Source organism: Pseudomonas sp. EA_65y_Pfl2_P74, from assembly GCF_963970575.1.
Taxonomy (GTDB): domain Bacteria; phylum Pseudomonadota; class Gammaproteobacteria; order Pseudomonadales; family Pseudomonadaceae; genus Aquipseudomonas; species Aquipseudomonas baetica_A.
Genome location: NZ_CAXAOQ010000001.1, coordinates 195859 through 209984, shown reverse-complemented (window position 1 = coordinate 209984; position 14126 = coordinate 195859). Strand labels below are relative to the sequence as shown.

Here is a 14126-nt window from a genome sequence, read left to right as displayed (position 1 = left end):
GTCAGTCCTCAGCCTTGGTACGAATCGCAGAAAGCTTGCGCTTGGGCGACGTCGAGGGTGCCTTCGTAGATCGCCCGGCCAGTGATGGCGCCGATGATGCCTGGCGCCTTGGCGTCGAGCAGCGACTTGATGTCACCCAGATTGTGAATGCCGCCGGACGCGATCACCGGGATCTTGGTAGCGGCAGCCAGCGCAGCGGTAAACGGTACGTTGCAGCCCTGCATCATGCCGTCTTTGGCGATGTCGGTATAAACGATCGAGGACACGCCGTCGGCTTCAAACTGCTTGGCCAGATCGATGACCTGGACGGTGCTGATTTCAGCCCAGCCATCGGTGGCAACAAAACCGTCTTTGGCGTCCAGACCAACGATGATCTTGCCCGGGAACGCGCGGCAGGCTTGAGCGACGAACGCCGGATCTTTAACGGCTTTGGTGCCGATGATCACGTAGCTCACGCCCGCCTTGACGTAGTGTTCGATGGTTTCCAGCGAACGGATGCCGCCACCGATCTGGATCGGCAGGTTCGGGTAGCGCTTGGCGATGGCGGTGACCACTTCGCCATTGACTGGCTGGCCTTCGAACGCGCCATTGAGATCGACCAGATGCAGACGACGGCAACCGCCCTCCACCCACTTGGCAGCCATGCTCACCGGGTCATCGGAGAACACTGTGGAATCTTCCATGCGGCCCTGGCGCAGACGTACGCAGGCACCGTCTTTAAGATCGATAGCGGGAATAATCAGCATCTGGCAAACCTTCAAATTTGAATGTTCAGCTTGGCTCGGAAATCAGTTTTTCTCGAGCGCCCACAGGTCGCTTTCGATGCTTTCAAACCGCTCTTTGAGGTGGGTCTGCACATCGAAAATCGCCCTGTTGTAATAATGCGGAGCGATTTCGCGGGTAAACAGCTCAAGAATCTCCGCCGCTTCGAATGACCCGAGGTCAAGTTCGAAACGATCCTCCATGAACCGCTTGATCTTGTGACTGGCCTCGCTCTCCTGCTCGGGAGTGAGGGTCAGGATCGGCGGCCTGGATTTCTTGACGGCCATTTACCAGCGACCATCCCACGCGGCGAAGTTCTGCAGCAATTGCAGGCCATGGGTATGGCTCTTCTCCGGGTGGAACTGCACAGCGAAACGCGAGCCATCGGCCAGCGCCGCAGCGAAATCAACGCCGTAATGACCGCCACCGACCACCTGCCGCGCATTGGCGGCGGCGATGTAGTAGCTGTGCACGAAGTAGAAACGCGCCATGTCCGGAATGTCATGCCACAGCGGGTGGCTGACCTTCTGCTTCACTTCGTTCCAGCCCATGTGCGGGACTTTCAGGTGTTCGCCGTCTTCGTGCAGGTCTTTGCCGAAGAACTTCACCGCCCCCGGAAACAGGCCGATGCAGTCGACGCCGTCGTTCTCTTCGCTGGTGTCGAGCAAGGCTTGCATGCCGACACAGATACCGAGGAACGGACGATCCTGACTGACTTCACGCACCAGCGAGTCGAACCCCAGACGACGGATCTCCGCCATGCAATCGCGAATCGCGCCGACGCCGGGGAACACCACGCGGTCGGCTTCGCGGATCACATCCGCATCGCTGGTGATCAGCACTTTGCCGGCACCGACGTGCTCAAGGGCCTTGGCCACCGAGTGCAGGTTACCCATGCCGTAATCGATCACTGCAACCGTCTGCATTACAGAACGCCTTTGGTCGATGGCATCTGCCCGGCCATGCGTTCATCCAGCTCGACGGCCATGCGCAGCGCGCGGCCGAAAGCCTTGAACACGGTTTCGATCTGGTGGTGAGTGTTGGTGCCACGCAGGTTGTCGATGTGCACACTGACCAATGCGTGATTGACGAAACCCTGGAAGAACTCCTGAAACAGGTCAACGTCGAAGCCGCCGACGGTGGCGCGGGTGTATGGCACATGCATCTGCAAGCCTGGACGGCCGGAGAAGTCGATCACCACACGCGACAGCGCTTCATCGAGCGGCACGTAGGCATGGCCGTAACGACGGATGCCTTTTTTGTCGCCGATGGCTTTGGCGAAGGCCTGGCCGAGGGTGATACCGACGTCTTCCACCGTATGGTGGTCGTCGATATGCAGATCGCCCTTGCATTCGATATCCAGGTCGATCAACCCGTGACGGGCGATCTGATCCAGCATGTGCTCAAGAAAAGGAACACCGATATCAAATCGGGCCTTTCCGGTGCCATCAAGGTTGATCGAGGCTTTGATCTGGGTTTCCAGAGTGTCGCGCTCGACAGACGCCTTACGTTCGGCCATCACCAGCTCCGCAAAATCATTGGGCGAAAAAGGCAGCCATTATAGGGGCGCGGGGCCGAAACAGAAACACGAGACGCAATATGGCTGACGGATAGAACCCCCGGCTGTCGCGGGTAGACATGTCCATACAAGCCATTACAGGCACCCCAAAACAACTGTGGGAGCGGGCTTGCTCGCGAAAGCGCTGGATCAGCCGACATTGATGTCGACGGACAGAACGCCTTCGCGAGCAAACCCGCTCCCACAGAAGTAAGTGCTGGCCTGAGAGATCTCAGGCCATTGACTCAGTGAAACAGTACCGCTGTCTTCTGCAGGGTCACCCACACACCCCACGCCAACGGAATACCTACCGCCAGCCACGCAGCAATCGCCAGCGGCTTGCTGCCCGGGGCGGCCTTCCACTCCAGAACGGTGGTCCCATCAGCACCTTTGTCGTGACCCAGCGCCTGTTCGGCAGCCAGTTCGGCGTCGGACATGAAGTACTTGTCGGCCACCGGGCGCACCATCAGATTGCACAGGAAGCCCAAGACCAACAGGCCTGCGAGGATGTACAGGGTAATGTCGTAAGCGGCCGCGCGTTCAACGCCGATGCTCAACTGATACTCACGCAGGTAGTTCACCAGCACCGGGCCGAGTACACCGGCCGCAGCCCAGGCAGTCAGCAGACGACCGTGGATCGCACCGACCATTTGCGTGCCGAACAGGTCGGCCAGATACGCGGGGACGGTCGCGAAACCACCGCCGTACATCGACAGAATGATGCAGAACGCCGCCACGAACAGCGCAACGTTGCCCAGGTGGCCGAGGTTGGGGATCAGCGCGTACAGCGCAAAACCGAGGGCGAAGAACACGAAGTAAGTGTTCTTGCGACCCAGGTAGTCCGAGAACGAAGCCCAGAAGAACCGGCCGCCGATGTTGAACAGGCTCAGCAGACCGGTGAAACCGGCAGCAATCGCGGCAATCGAAGCCAGTTGCCCGGCGTCCAGTTGACCAAACGGCACGTCAACACCCAGCAACTTGCCGCCGAACACTTCCTGCAGCAGCGGCGAAGCCATGCCGAGAATGCCGATACCGGCCGACACGTTCAGGCACAGCACCAGCCACACCAAACGGAATTGCGGGGTTTTCCACGCCACATTCACATGTACGTGACGGTGGGTGATCATCGAGTTGGAGGCTTTTTTCGCCGGAGCGGTCCAGCCTTCAGGCTTCCAGCCGGTTGGCGGTACGCGGTAGGCCAGGGCGCCACCGATCATGAACACGAAGTAGATCGCTGCCATGACCGCAAAGCTCTGCCACACACCGACACTTTCAGGCGAGGCGAAGTGACTCATCAGTGCCGTTGCCAACGGTGCACCCACCATCGCGCCACCACCGAAACCCATGATCGCCATGCCAGTCGCCATGCCGCGCTTGTCCGGGAACCACTTGATCAGGGTCGACACTGGCGAGATATAGCCCAGACCCAGGCCGATACCACCGATCACACCGGAGCCGATCCACATCAGCCAGATCTGGTGGGTATAGATACCCAGCGCCGAAATCAGCAGACCGCCGCACCAGCACAACGCCGATACAACACCCGCCTTGCGCGGCCCGGCGTGTTCAAGCCAGCCACCCCAGATCGCTGCCGAGCAGCCGAGGAAGATGAAGAACAGGGTGTAGATCCAGCCGAGCATCGAGATCGGCCAGTCGCATTGCGAGGAAAAAACTTGTGCGATGAAGCTCATGTCCGGCGCGCAAGCCACCGGAGCGGTAATGCCCAGCGCCTTGGACAGCGGCAACCAGAACACCGAAAAGCCGTAGGCCATGCCGATGCACAGGTGGATGGCCAAGGCGGCCGGTGGCACCAGCCAGCGGTTGAAACCGGGCTTGGCGATGATGCGCTCCTTGGACAGGAACGCGGGCTGGTCGGCTTTGAAGCCGTCCGCCGTTATGCTCGTGCTCATTGTGTATCCCCCAATTATTAGAATGGTTCGCCAGCCACTGCTCACCCTCGGCCTTATGCACGCAGGCACGACCGTTTTTTAAGGTGAAGCTCCCTGAAGGCGCGACGTTAAGTCGCAGAAGGACGGACGAACGCGCGAAGGTTACCATTTGCAGATGACAGAAAAACCAAACTGATATCACCTTTTTTCAGTTGTCTGATCTCTTGCACAAAGCATTTCTTGCCGATAACGCCATGCCGGTCATCCTTCAAACCCTTGAAAACGTCCGTTATCAGGATCAGCAGGACTTGCAGAAAACCTGCCGCGATGTTCCCGAATCGCTGTTTGCGCCGTTTTCCGGAGGAGTTCATCTGATCGAAAGCGCCTTGGCTGGGGGTTCATTTATTGCCGGACGTTTCAATCACCGCTTACTCGGCACGGGACGCCTGCAAAGGCACGGCAGCGTCTGGTATCTGTTCCATTTGTGCGTGCGAAAAGTTACCCCACGCCGTGGCGTCGCTGAACGATGGGTGAACCAAGCGCAGAAAATGGCGTCGCAAGCGGAGGCCGGACTGCGCCTGCCGGCACCCGCCGGACATCTTCAAACTCAGGCCACCGCCGCCACGTTGCCTGTGCCGCTGGAGGTGCTGGCAACATAGCTTCACACCGAACCGGGCAGATGCGGCGCTATACTCCCCGGCTAAATTACGAATTCGACTAACTACAAGGACTCGCCCATGAAAGCGTTCGGCAAAATCCTGGGTCTGGTACTTCTCGGGCTGTTGCTGATCATTGTGGCGGCAGGTTTTGCCCTGACCCACCTCTTTGATCCCAATGACTACAAAGACGAGATCCGCCAGATAGCCCGCGACAAGGCCCACATCGAGTTGACGCTCAATGGCGATATCGGCTGGAGCCTGTTCCCGTGGCTCGGGCTGGAATTGCACGACGCCAGCGTTGCAACCCTGATCAAGCCTGCCGAACCGTTTGCTGACCTGCAGATGCTCGGCCTGTCCGTGCGCGTGCTGCCGCTGCTGCGCCGCGAAGTGCAGATGAGCGACGTGCGCGTCGAAGGCCTCAACCTGCGCTTGAACCGCGACAAGAACGGCCACGGCAACTGGGAAGACATCGGCAAGCTGCCGACAGCCGCCGCACCGGCGGGCAGCCCGCCGCCTGCCAGCGAACCCGCTGCCGAGACAACCGCCAAAGCGGAAAAACCACCGCAGCCGATCCGGCTCGACATCGACAGCCTGACCGTCAACAACGCCCGCGTTGAGTACAACGACGAGCAGACCGGCAAGCAGTTCAGCGCCGAAAGCATCCAGTTGAGCACCGGCGCGGTGCACGATTCGACCAATATTCCGCTGAAGGCCACCGCATTTCTCAGCACCAATCAGCCAATGCTACGGGTACGCACCGAACTCAATGGTGAACTGCGCATTGAGCGCGCGCTGCAGCGCTACAAGTTCGAAGACTTGAAGCTCTCCGGTGAACTGACCGGCGATCCGCTGCAAGGCAAAGCCATGACCTTCTCCGCTCAGGGCCAGATGTTGCTCGATAAAGCAGCAAACGTCGCCGAATGGACCGGGATCAAAATCTCCGCCAACCAGTTGCGCGCCTTGGGCGAACTGAAAGCCAACAACCTCGACAAGACCCCACAGATCACTGGCGGCCTCTCGATCGCCCAGTTCGATCTAGCAAAATTCGTCGACAGCATCGGCCAGATCCTGCCAGCCATGGCTGAAGGCAGCCTGAGCAAGGTCGAACTGGTCAGCCGCGTGTCCGCTACGCCAACCAGCGTCGCGTTCGACAACATCAACCTGAAACTCGACGACAGCAGCTTCAGCGGCCGAATCGCCGTCGACGACTTTGCCAAGCAATCGCTGCGGGCGACGCTCAAGGCTGACACCTTCAACGTTGACCGCTACCTGCCGCCGAAATCGGCTCAGGCCACAAGCGACACGCAAGTGCGTCAGGCTGAAGTCGCCAGTACCGAAGCCAATGCCGTGGCCGGCGCCGGCACGACGCCACTGCCGGACAAACCGAGCAAAAGCGCCTGGAGCACCGAGCGCCTGCTGCCGGTGGAACGCCTGGCCAAGCTCGACGTGGATGCCGACCTGACCTTCGGCCAACTGACGCTCGACAAACTGCCCATCCAGAACGCTTCGCTCAAGGCCAACGGCCAGGGTGGCCTGCTGACCCTGACCAATCTGAGCGGCGAACTGTACAACGGCACTTTCGAAGCCAAAGGCACACTCGACGTCCGTCCGAGCGCACCCGTGCTGAACATGCAGACCAAAATCAACCGTGTGCCGGTGGAAAAAATCCTTGAGAGCCAAGGCAAGAACCCGCCGGTCAAAGGTCTGGTAACCCTCAACAGCAACGTCACTGGCAGCGGCAACAGCCAGCAGGCACTGATTGACTCACTCAACGGCAACGCCAGTTTCGTGATCAACAACGGCGTGCTGCTCAACGCCAACCTTGAACAGCAACTGTGCAAAGGCATCGCCACCCTCAACCGCAAAACCCTCAGCGGCGAGCCAAGGGGCAAGGACACACCGTTCCAGGAACTCAAAGGCAACCTGACGTTGCGCAACGGCATCGCCAGCAACCCCGACCTGAAAGTGCGCATCCCCGGCTTGACCGTCAACGGCGACGGCGACATCGACCTGCGCGTGCTGGGCATGGATTATCGCGTTGGCATCATCGTCGAGGGCGACACCAGCGCTATGCCCGACCCGGCCTGTCAGGTGGGTGACAAATTCGTCGGTATCGAGTGGCCGCTGCGCTGCCGTGGCCCTCTGGAACTGGGCGCCAAGGCTTGTCGCATCGACAACGAACGACTCGGCCAGGTCGCGACCAAACTGGCCGGCGACAAGCTCAGCGAAAAAATCGAAGAGAAACTGGGCGACAAGGTCAGTCCGGAATTGAAAAACGCATTGAAGGGGCTGTTCAAGCGATGAAAGCGGAGCAGTTTTCCACGGCGGTGCTGGATTGGTTCGACCGCCACGGCCGCCACGATCTGCCCTGGCAGCAAGACATCAACCCGTATCGGGTGTGGGTGTCGGAGATCATGCTGCAGCAGACGCAGGTCAGCACCGTGCTCAATTACTTCGACCGTTTCATGGCCGCGCTGCCGACCGTCGAAGCCCTGGCCGAAGCGCCGGAAGACGAAGTGCTGCACCTGTGGACGGGCCTGGGTTACTACACCCGCGCGCGCAATTTGCAGAAGACCGCAAAAATCGTCGTCAGCCAGTACGGTGGCGAGTTTCCGCGTGATGTCGAAAAGCTCACGGATTTGCCGGGCATCGGTCTGTCCACGGCTGGCGCCATCGCCAGCATCAGCATGGGCCTGCGCGCGCCGATCCTCGACGGCAACGTCAAACGCGTGCTGGCGCGTTTTACCGCGCAAGAGGGTTATCCGGGCGAGCCGAAGGTCGCCAAACAGCTGTGGGCCAACGCAGAGCGCTTTACGCCGCACGATCGGGTCAACGCCTACACTCAGGCGATGATGGATCTCGGTGCGACGCTATGCACGCGCAGCAAGCCGAGTTGCCTGCTGTGCCCGCTGGAACGTGGCTGCGAGGCGCACATGCTGGGTCTGGAAACTCGCTACCCGATTCCCAAGCCACGCAAATCCATCCCGCAGAAACGCACGCTGATGCCGATGCTCGCCAATGGCGACGGTGCGATTCTGCTTTATCGCCGCCCGTCCACAGGCTTGTGGGGCGGTTTGTGGAGCCTGCCGGAACTCGATAACCTCGACGACCTGCAACATCTGGCCGATCAACACTCACTGGCGCTGGGCGAGCAACAAGCATTGCCCGATCTTGTCCACACGTTCAGCCACTTCCAGTTATCCATCGAACCCTGGCTGGTTCAGGTGCAGGAGGCCAGCCATCACGTGGCCGAGGCCGACTGGCTCTGGTATAACCTCGCCACCCCGCCGCGCCTGGGCCTCGCCGCCCCGGTCAAAACCTTGCTCGAACGCGCGGCCGCCGTATTGAATACAGGAGAGTCGCCATGACCCGCACCGTAATGTGCCGCAAGTACAAAAAAGAATTACCCGCTCAGGAGCGCCCTCCGTTCCCGGGCGCCAAAGGTCAGGATATTTTTGACCACGTCTCGGCCAAGGCCTGGGACGACTGGCAAAAACACCAAACCCTGCTGATCAACGAAAAACGCCTGAACATGATGAACGCCGAAGACCGCAAATATCTTCAGGGCGAAATGGACAAGTACTTCTCCGGCGAGGAATACGCCCAAGCCGAAGGCTACGTTCCGCCAGCCGAGTAACCCCGCAAAATCGGGGGGCGGGTCGTAAGCAACGGAATTAATTTAAGAAATTTTAAAAAAGTCGTTGACGAGAATCCGAAAAACCCTTTTAATGCGCCCCGTTGCCCAGATAGCTCAGTCGGTAGAGCAGGGGATTGAAAATCCCCGTGTCGGCGGTTCGATTCCGTCTCTGGGCACCAAATACCGAAAACCCTGAATCGCAAGATTCAGGGTTTTTTTATGCCTGCGATTTGATGAGGACTGTTATCGACCTCTGGATTCGCGATAACTTGCCCCCCCTTACGGAAGAGGGTCGCCCCGTCGATGAACCAGAAACGAACCCGCATACCCCTGCCACATCCGCCGCCGTATCGCCCAAGCCGCGCAACTTACTGGCTGACAGTGTTCGTTGCCGTGATGATTGCTTTCGCCATCGGCGCATCGATCTACATGCTGATCGACAGCTGGGTCACTGGCTCCATCACCACCAACAATCGCGGCCCGCGCAGCACCTACACCCTGGCCCTGCAACCTCGGCGGTTTTGGTTCGAGTTCGTTTGGCAAAGCATCGGTACTGTATTTCTGCTGGTTATCGGGGTGTTCGGGCTGTGGGTTTATCGCAAAGTGCAGGAGCCTGTGGAAAAACCCAAAGGCAAGCGCCAACGCTAAGCACAGGTCGCATTCAAAGAGTGTTGACGTAATCGACCGGCAGCAAGACCGTGTCCAAAGCAGCGTCTACCGGCAGAGATACGACTGTAATCAGCGGGCAGACGATCATGAAGTAGCAGATGACAGCATGTGGCATGCCGTCCCCTCCTCTCACGCCAAGCAAGTGCAAGTTGCCATCGACGCCTTTGTAGTAAGGCTCTGCAGAGTCACCGTTCAATCGCCCGATCATCGTTCCACAACCGGCCAACATCAAAACCAGACTGGCTACTGAGCCAATACGCAAAATCCCTTTCAAACCAGCGCTCCCTTACGTCACAAAACATGAGGCGCGGGATTGTACCTGCGTCCATTCCATGCGAATGGATTATCGCTACGGCACGGTTGCGTGCCATCGAACGTCTGCTCGACTACTTCAGCAACGCGCCAAAAACACACTTGCGCATCGAGCCGCAGGACATCGGCGAACAACAAGTCGGACATTTCGCCTTTTTTCGCAGCGCATACCAAGCCACACTATGGCCCATCGCTCTGACCTGGCTGCATACCGGCGAACTGGCCCCCGACACACCCGGACGGCACCTGCCGCGCAGCTGAGCCCCTCCAACGCACGATGGAACACATCATGGCCTCCGCCAACAAGCAGCAAAAACGCGCCGCCCGGGCCAAGACCAAGGCCAAGCAGAACCGCACCAAACGCGCCGAGGCGCCGGTCGAACTGGATCCGAACGATGACCGCATTGATTTCGAATCAGTGGACCTGACCGAGCTGTTCAAGAAAATGATCGACGCCGAGAAGATCAGCCAGCAAGCCCTGTGCGCCGCGTTCCTCGAAGACCCGCTGCTGGAACTGGTCTACGAGCAGGAAGGCGAAGAAGGCGCGATGGACTTCATCCTCGCCGCGCTGATCGAGTATCGCCAGTGGTCGCAGGACACCGACGAAGCCGGCGCGCTGGCGTGGATTGAATCGCCGGCCTTCCAGGCCGACTATGTGGCGGCGTCCGACGCAATCGCCGCACAAACCCAACAGAAGAACTGAGTTCCCATGGCATCCCTGAACAAGCAACAAAAACGCGCCAAACGCGCCAAGGCCAAAGCCAAGCAAATCCGTATGGTTGGCCGCAAGCCGCTGGAGCAGGACGACGACCTCGGCCACCTCGCCGAGCCGATCCCGGAATACACCCTGGCGATGTTCAGCAAAATGCGCGACGCCGAAGCGGTCAGCCGTAACGAGATGCTGCTGACGCTGCTCAGAGAACTGGCGTTCATCATCGTCGACCACCCCGACCTGCTGGACATGGAGAACGCCGAAAACGAAGGCATGGCCGCCACCCATCTGGCCGCCGACATGTTGATCGACTACCGCATGTGGGCCGATGGCATGGACATCGAGACAGCCCAGGCCTGGCTGACCGAACCGCAGTTCATCACGGACTTCGGGATTGCGCTGGACACTTACGGCAAGTCGCTCGATACCGCCGAAGCCAAAGACGAGTCAGTCTGAAACGCTGAAATCTCAGGCAAAAAAAAAAACGGGCGCAATCAGTCATGATTGCGCCCGTTTTTTTGCCTGATCGAAGCGTTGAACCTTAGGCTGCGGCAACGCTCAGGCGCGGGATTTCAATGCCCAGCTTGGCTGCGGCGTAATCCAGTTCACCCTTGGCGATGGATTGAGCCTTGTAGCCTGCAGCGATCAAGTCCTGCACGTACAGCTTGTTGTAGATGAACATGAACACGATATTGCTCAAGCCCAGAGTGAAGCTCGCCGCGAGAAACATGATCGCAGCCCACTTGATATCACCACGGAACAATGGCGGAAAAAAACCAAAGAAAAACACGGTCCACGAGAAGCCGATTGGCGCTTCTTTCATGGCACCGGTGTTAGGGTTTTTGAACACAACCGATGTAAACGCCATGCTTATCTCCTTGAAGCCCCAATGAGTTGGCTGAACGGCCGGGCTAACTCCATGCAGCTCTTTTTAACGGCAAGCACGCAAAATCGCATCTGTACGTAGCGTCAGATGAGGGAGCAGACAAGGAAGAATCGAAAGCTTTAGCCAGAAAGGCTGAGGGCGTCGAACAATCCATGTCCTGAAACTCCATCGCATCCCGCAACAGCGAGATACATATTCGTCGCGCAGGCTACTATTTAGCCACCACTGTGTCCATCAAATTGCCAAGTAAAAACGACCGCGATCATCTCTGATGGCGGTCGTCTCTGTGGGCGAGCAACGTTTGGCGTGGAGTCAGAACACTCAGCGAGCCACGGCTGCGCTCAACTTCTCGTGACGACGCCGACGCGCCACCAGCAAACCGGTAGCCACCACCAGCAGGCTCAGCAGGCCGGTCGCAAGGATTTCCACGCGGTGGGCTTCCTGGAACAGCATGATGGTCAAAGCCGCGACGATGAAGATGATCACCGCGTAGGTCAGGCCCGGGAAGAGCCACATGCTGAAGACGATTTTCTCGCCGCGAGCCATGCGCTGCTTGCGCATACGCAGTTGCGAGAACGCGATCACCAGGTACACCAGCAGTGCGATCGCGCCGGAGCTGGCCAGCAGGAACTCGAACACGGCCGCCGGCGCCACATAGTTGGCGAAGGTGCACAGGAACGCCGCACCGGTCGACAGCATCACCGCCCAGTAAGGCGTACCGCTTTTGTTGACCCGAGTCGACATGGCGGGCGCATCACCGCGTTTGCCCAGTGAGAACAACATGCGCGACGACGTGTAGAGGGCCGAGTTCAGGCAACTGGTGACAGCGACCAGCACCACGATGTCGACGATCATTTTCGCGTTCGGGATGCCCATGCGCTCAAGCACAGTCTGGTAGGAACCGAGGTTGGCCAGGGTCGGATCGTTCCATGGCACCAAAGCCACAACGATGAAGATCGATACGAGGTAGAACAGGCCGATCCGCCAGATCACCGAGTTGGTGGCCTTGGAGATTTGTTTGCCCGGGTTCTTCGATTCCGCGGCCGCGATGGTCACGATTTCGGTACCCATGAACGAGAACATGGTGGTCAGGATCGCGCCCAGCACCGCGCCCATGCCGTTAGGCAGGAAGCCACCGCTGTCGAACAGGTGCGAAACGCCACTGACCTGGCTGTTTGGCAGGTAGCCAAAGATCGCCGCGAGACCGAGGGCGATGAAGCCGATGATCGCCAGCACTTTGATCAGGGCGAACCAGAATTCGAACTCGCCGTAATTCTTCACGCTGAACAGATTGGTGACGGTCAACAGCAGCGTGATGACCAGTGCAAATGCCCAGATCCCCACACTTGGGAACCACGCGTGCAGGATGGTCGCGGCGGCGTTGGCTTCCAGAGGAATCACCAGCACCCAGAACCACCAGTACAACCAGCCGATGGTGAAACCGGCCCAGTGCCCGATGGCACGGTCGGCGTACGTCGAGAACGAGCCGGTGTCCGGCGATGCAACCGCCATTTCACCGAGCATACGCATCACCAGCACCACAAGGGTGCCGGCGGCGGCATAGGCCAAGAGCACAGCGGGGCCGGCGGCGGCGATAGCGTGGCCGGAGCCAACGAACAGACCGGCGCCGATCACACCGGCGATCGACAACATGGTCACATGACGCGGTTTGAGCCCCTGTTCGAGGCCGTTGGAGCTTGGGGTACTGCTCATTGAAACTACCTTTGCGAGGAAAGCGATTGCGTCCGGCCTGTCTGGTTTGTTCTTTCTCGTAAAAAGAATCCAACAGGGCGTTCCTTATTCTGCACGCAATATTTGCGCCAAAATGTTTCAACCTCTTTGCTGCCGCGGCTTTGCGCGCGACCGGACGGTCATCGCAAGTCATTGAGAACAATGGCAATTCGCCAGAACGTTACCCTGCGACTCACTTTCAAGACGAATCAGCGCACCAAAAACACACTTAAAAAGTGTGGGATGCACAATAAAAGGGCGAATCAGGAACGTTCGGCCGGATAGCGCTTCCAACACCCCGCCAAAGCTGGCAACATCGCGCCTTTTTTTACGCGACACCCACGGGAATCCACGTTTAAACACCCGTTCGGTTGTTGATGGGGCGACAGTCTGCTGCGCCAATGCGACAACCTGCCACACGCCATCCGTTTACCGCTCGTAGCGCTGTTGGCTGCCATTGAAACGCTATGCTAGCTTGGCCGCCTCGCCAGGAAGGCCAACCAACAGCAGGAGCGCAACATATATGAGGAACGCACATGGCTGAGGCCACGCCCGCGCTTGAAATCCGTAACTTGCACAAACGCTACGGAAAGCTTGAGGTGCTTAAAGGCATCTCGCTGACCGCCCGCGACGGCGATGTGATCTCGATCCTCGGTTCCTCCGGTTCCGGCAAGTCCACGTTCCTGCGTTGCATCAATCTTCTGGAAAACCCGCATCAGGGCCAGATTCTGGTGGCCGGAGAAGAACTCAAGCTCAAGGCCGCCAAGAATGGCGAACTGGTTGCCGCTGACGGCAAGCAGATCAACCGCCTGCGCTCAGAGATTGGTTTTGTGTTTCAAAACTTTAATCTGTGGCCGCACATGAGCGTGCTCGACAACATCATCGAAGCCCCGCGCCGCGTACTCGGCCAGAGCAAAGCCGAGGCAATCGAAGTCGCCGAAGCGCTGCTGGCCAAGGTCGGCATCGCCGACAAGCGCCACGCCTACCCGGCGCAATTGTCCGGCGGTCAGCAACAACGCGCGGCCATCGCCCGCACGCTGGCGATGCAGCCCAAGGTGATCCTGTTCGACGAGCCCACCTCCGCCCTTGACCCGGAAATGGTTCAGGAAGTACTTAGTGTCATCCGCGCATTGGCCGAAGAAGGCCGCACCATGCTGCTCGTGACCCACGAAATGGGCTTCGCCCGTCAGGTCTCCAGCGAAGTGGTGTTCCTTCACCAGGGCCTGGTGGAAGAGCAAGGATCGCCACAGCAGGTGTTCGAAAACCCGCTTTCGGCGCGCTGCAAACAATTCATGTCCAGCAACCGCTAAC

16 protein-coding genes, 1 tRNA gene and 1 pseudogene are annotated in these 14126 nt (G+C 59.0%); 10 read left to right on the top strand and 8 right to left on the bottom strand.

The window, feature by feature from the left end; all coding sequences use genetic code 11:
- Positions 1-8: 8 nt before the first annotated feature.
- The 5 genes from hisA to AACY18_RS00935 all read right to left on the bottom strand — a co-directional run bounded on the left by hisA (position 9) and on the right by AACY18_RS00935 (position 4230).
- Positions 9-746, bottom strand: coding sequence for a 1-(5-phosphoribosyl)-5-[(5-phosphoribosylamino)methylideneamino]imidazole-4-carboxamide isomerase (gene hisA, locus AACY18_RS00955; RefSeq protein ID WP_339433536.1), 738 nt, complete (start codon positions 744-746; stop codon positions 9-11).
- Between the two features lie 42 nt (positions 747-788).
- Positions 789-1049, bottom strand: a complete 261-nt coding sequence (locus AACY18_RS00950) for a DUF2164 domain-containing protein (RefSeq protein WP_339433537.1) — start codon at positions 1047-1049, stop codon at positions 789-791.
- On the bottom strand, positions 1050-1688 hold the full coding sequence (gene hisH, locus AACY18_RS00945) for an imidazole glycerol phosphate synthase subunit HisH (protein ID WP_025110934.1): 639 nt from the start codon (positions 1686-1688) through the stop codon (positions 1050-1052).
- Complete coding sequence (gene hisB, locus AACY18_RS00940) at positions 1688-2281, bottom strand: imidazoleglycerol-phosphate dehydratase HisB (RefSeq protein ID WP_016772125.1); 594 nt, start codon at positions 2279-2281, stop codon at positions 1688-1690. Before hisB ends, hisH begins: the two co-directional genes overlap by 1 nt.
- A 284-nt stretch (positions 2282-2565) precedes the next feature.
- Positions 2566-4230: an OFA family MFS transporter gene (locus tag AACY18_RS00935; RefSeq protein WP_339433538.1), complete on the bottom strand. Its 1665-nt coding sequence runs from the start codon at positions 4228-4230 to the stop codon at positions 2566-2568.
- Between the two features lie 233 nt (positions 4231-4463).
- On the opposite strand from AACY18_RS00935, the gene AACY18_RS00930 reads away from it, so the two are divergent.
- The 6 genes from AACY18_RS00930 to AACY18_RS00905 all read left to right on the top strand — a co-directional run bounded on the left by AACY18_RS00930 (position 4464) and on the right by AACY18_RS00905 (position 9153).
- Positions 4464-4868 carry an acetyl-CoA sensor PanZ family protein gene (locus tag AACY18_RS00930; protein WP_339433539.1) on the top strand — a complete coding sequence of 135 codons (405 nt, stop codon included), beginning with the start codon at positions 4464-4466 and terminating at the stop codon, positions 4866-4868.
- A gap of 78 nt (positions 4869-4946) precedes the next feature.
- Entirely contained in the window at positions 4947-7172 is a 2226-nt protein-coding gene (locus tag AACY18_RS00925; RefSeq protein WP_339463984.1) for an AsmA family protein, read from the top strand.
- The gene (mutY, locus tag AACY18_RS00920; RefSeq protein WP_339433541.1) at positions 7169-8236 is read left to right on the top strand and encodes an A/G-specific adenine glycosylase; all 1068 of its coding nucleotides are present in this window, start codon (positions 7169-7171) and stop codon (positions 8234-8236) included. Before AACY18_RS00925 ends, mutY begins: the two co-directional genes overlap by 4 nt.
- A complete protein-coding gene (locus AACY18_RS00915; protein ID WP_339433542.1) occupies positions 8233-8505 on the top strand; it encodes an oxidative damage protection protein in 273 nt (90 codons plus the stop codon). Before mutY ends, AACY18_RS00915 begins: the two co-directional genes overlap by 4 nt.
- A gap of 103 nt (positions 8506-8608) precedes the next feature.
- Positions 8609-8684, top strand: a tRNA-Phe gene (locus AACY18_RS00910).
- Positions 8685-8808: 124 nt separating this feature from the next.
- The gene (locus AACY18_RS00905; RefSeq protein ID WP_339433543.1) at positions 8809-9153 is read left to right on the top strand and encodes a hypothetical protein; all 345 of its coding nucleotides are present in this window, start codon (positions 8809-8811) and stop codon (positions 9151-9153) included.
- Positions 9154-9166: 13 nt separating this feature from the next.
- Here AACY18_RS00905 and AACY18_RS00900 read toward each other — a convergent pair whose 3' ends face one another.
- Entirely contained in the window at positions 9167-9448 is a 282-nt protein-coding gene (locus AACY18_RS00900) for a YceK/YidQ family lipoprotein (protein ID WP_260456031.1), read from the bottom strand.
- Between the two features lie 92 nt (positions 9449-9540).
- Between AACY18_RS00900 and AACY18_RS00895 the strand changes: the two are divergent.
- From AACY18_RS00895 to AACY18_RS00885, 3 genes and pseudogenes are all read left to right on the top strand, one after another.
- Positions 9541-9747: pseudogene (locus AACY18_RS00895) on the top strand (alpha/beta hydrolase); the annotation flags it as partial.
- A 28-nt stretch (positions 9748-9775) separates the two neighbouring features.
- Positions 9776-10189 (top strand): hypothetical protein, encoded by a 414-nt coding sequence (locus AACY18_RS00890; protein ID WP_339433544.1) that lies wholly within the window; start codon positions 9776-9778, stop codon positions 10187-10189.
- 6 nt (positions 10190-10195) lie between these two features.
- On the top strand, positions 10196-10654 hold the full coding sequence (locus AACY18_RS00885) for a hypothetical protein (RefSeq protein WP_339433545.1): 459 nt from the start codon (positions 10196-10198) through the stop codon (positions 10652-10654).
- Between the two features lie 85 nt (positions 10655-10739).
- Here the strand turns inward: AACY18_RS00885 and AACY18_RS00880 are convergent, their stop codons facing one another.
- Both AACY18_RS00880 and gabP read right to left on the bottom strand, forming a co-directional pair.
- Complete coding sequence (locus AACY18_RS00880; protein ID WP_339433546.1) at positions 10740-11066, bottom strand: hypothetical protein; 327 nt, start codon at positions 11064-11066, stop codon at positions 10740-10742.
- A gap of 339 nt (positions 11067-11405) precedes the next feature.
- Positions 11406-12797, bottom strand: coding sequence for a GABA permease (gabP, locus tag AACY18_RS00875; RefSeq protein WP_339433547.1), 1392 nt, complete (start codon positions 12795-12797; stop codon positions 11406-11408).
- 554 nt (positions 12798-13351) lie between these two features.
- Between gabP and AACY18_RS00870 the strand changes: the two genes are divergently transcribed.
- Entirely contained in the window at positions 13352-14125 is a 774-nt protein-coding gene (locus AACY18_RS00870; protein WP_221733167.1) for an ABC transporter ATP-binding protein, read from the top strand.
- The last annotated feature ends 1 nt before the right edge of the window (position 14126 follow it).

Coding starts and splice junctions, on each gene's coding strand:
- AACY18_RS00905 (WP_339433543.1), top strand. CDS start 8,809: ATGAACCAGAAACGAACCCGCATACCCCTGCCACATCCGCCGCCGTAT.
- AACY18_RS00885 (WP_339433545.1), top strand. CDS start 10,196: ATGGCATCCCTGAACAAGCAACAAAAACGCGCCAAACGCGCCAAGGCC.
- hisB (WP_016772125.1), bottom strand. CDS start 2,281: ATGGCCGAACGTAAGGCGTCTGTCGAGCGCGACACTCTGGAAACCCAG.
- gabP (WP_339433547.1), bottom strand. CDS start 12,797: ATGAGCAGTACCCCAAGCTCCAACGGCCTCGAACAGGGGCTCAAACCG.
- AACY18_RS00950 (WP_339433537.1), bottom strand. CDS start 1,049: ATGGCCGTCAAGAAATCCAGGCCGCCGATCCTGACCCTCACTCCCGAG.
- AACY18_RS00935 (WP_339433538.1), bottom strand. CDS start 4,230: ATGAGCACGAGCATAACGGCGGACGGCTTCAAAGCCGACCAGCCCGCG.
- AACY18_RS00890 (WP_339433544.1), top strand. CDS start 9,776: ATGGCCTCCGCCAACAAGCAGCAAAAACGCGCCGCCCGGGCCAAGACC.
- mutY (WP_339433541.1), top strand. CDS start 7,169: ATGAAAGCGGAGCAGTTTTCCACGGCGGTGCTGGATTGGTTCGACCGC.
- AACY18_RS00930 (WP_339433539.1), top strand. CDS start 4,464: ATGCCGGTCATCCTTCAAACCCTTGAAAACGTCCGTTATCAGGATCAG.
- AACY18_RS00925 (WP_339463984.1), top strand. CDS start 4,947: ATGAAAGCGTTCGGCAAAATCCTGGGTCTGGTACTTCTCGGGCTGTTG.
- AACY18_RS00915 (WP_339433542.1), top strand. CDS start 8,233: ATGACCCGCACCGTAATGTGCCGCAAGTACAAAAAAGAATTACCCGCT.
- hisA (WP_339433536.1), bottom strand. CDS start 746: ATGCTGATTATTCCCGCTATCGATCTTAAAGACGGTGCCTGCGTACGT.
- hisH (WP_025110934.1), bottom strand. CDS start 1,688: ATGCAGACGGTTGCAGTGATCGATTACGGCATGGGTAACCTGCACTCG.
- AACY18_RS00880 (WP_339433546.1), bottom strand. CDS start 11,066: ATGGCGTTTACATCGGTTGTGTTCAAAAACCCTAACACCGGTGCCATG.
- AACY18_RS00870 (WP_221733167.1), top strand. CDS start 13,352: ATGGCTGAGGCCACGCCCGCGCTTGAAATCCGTAACTTGCACAAACGC.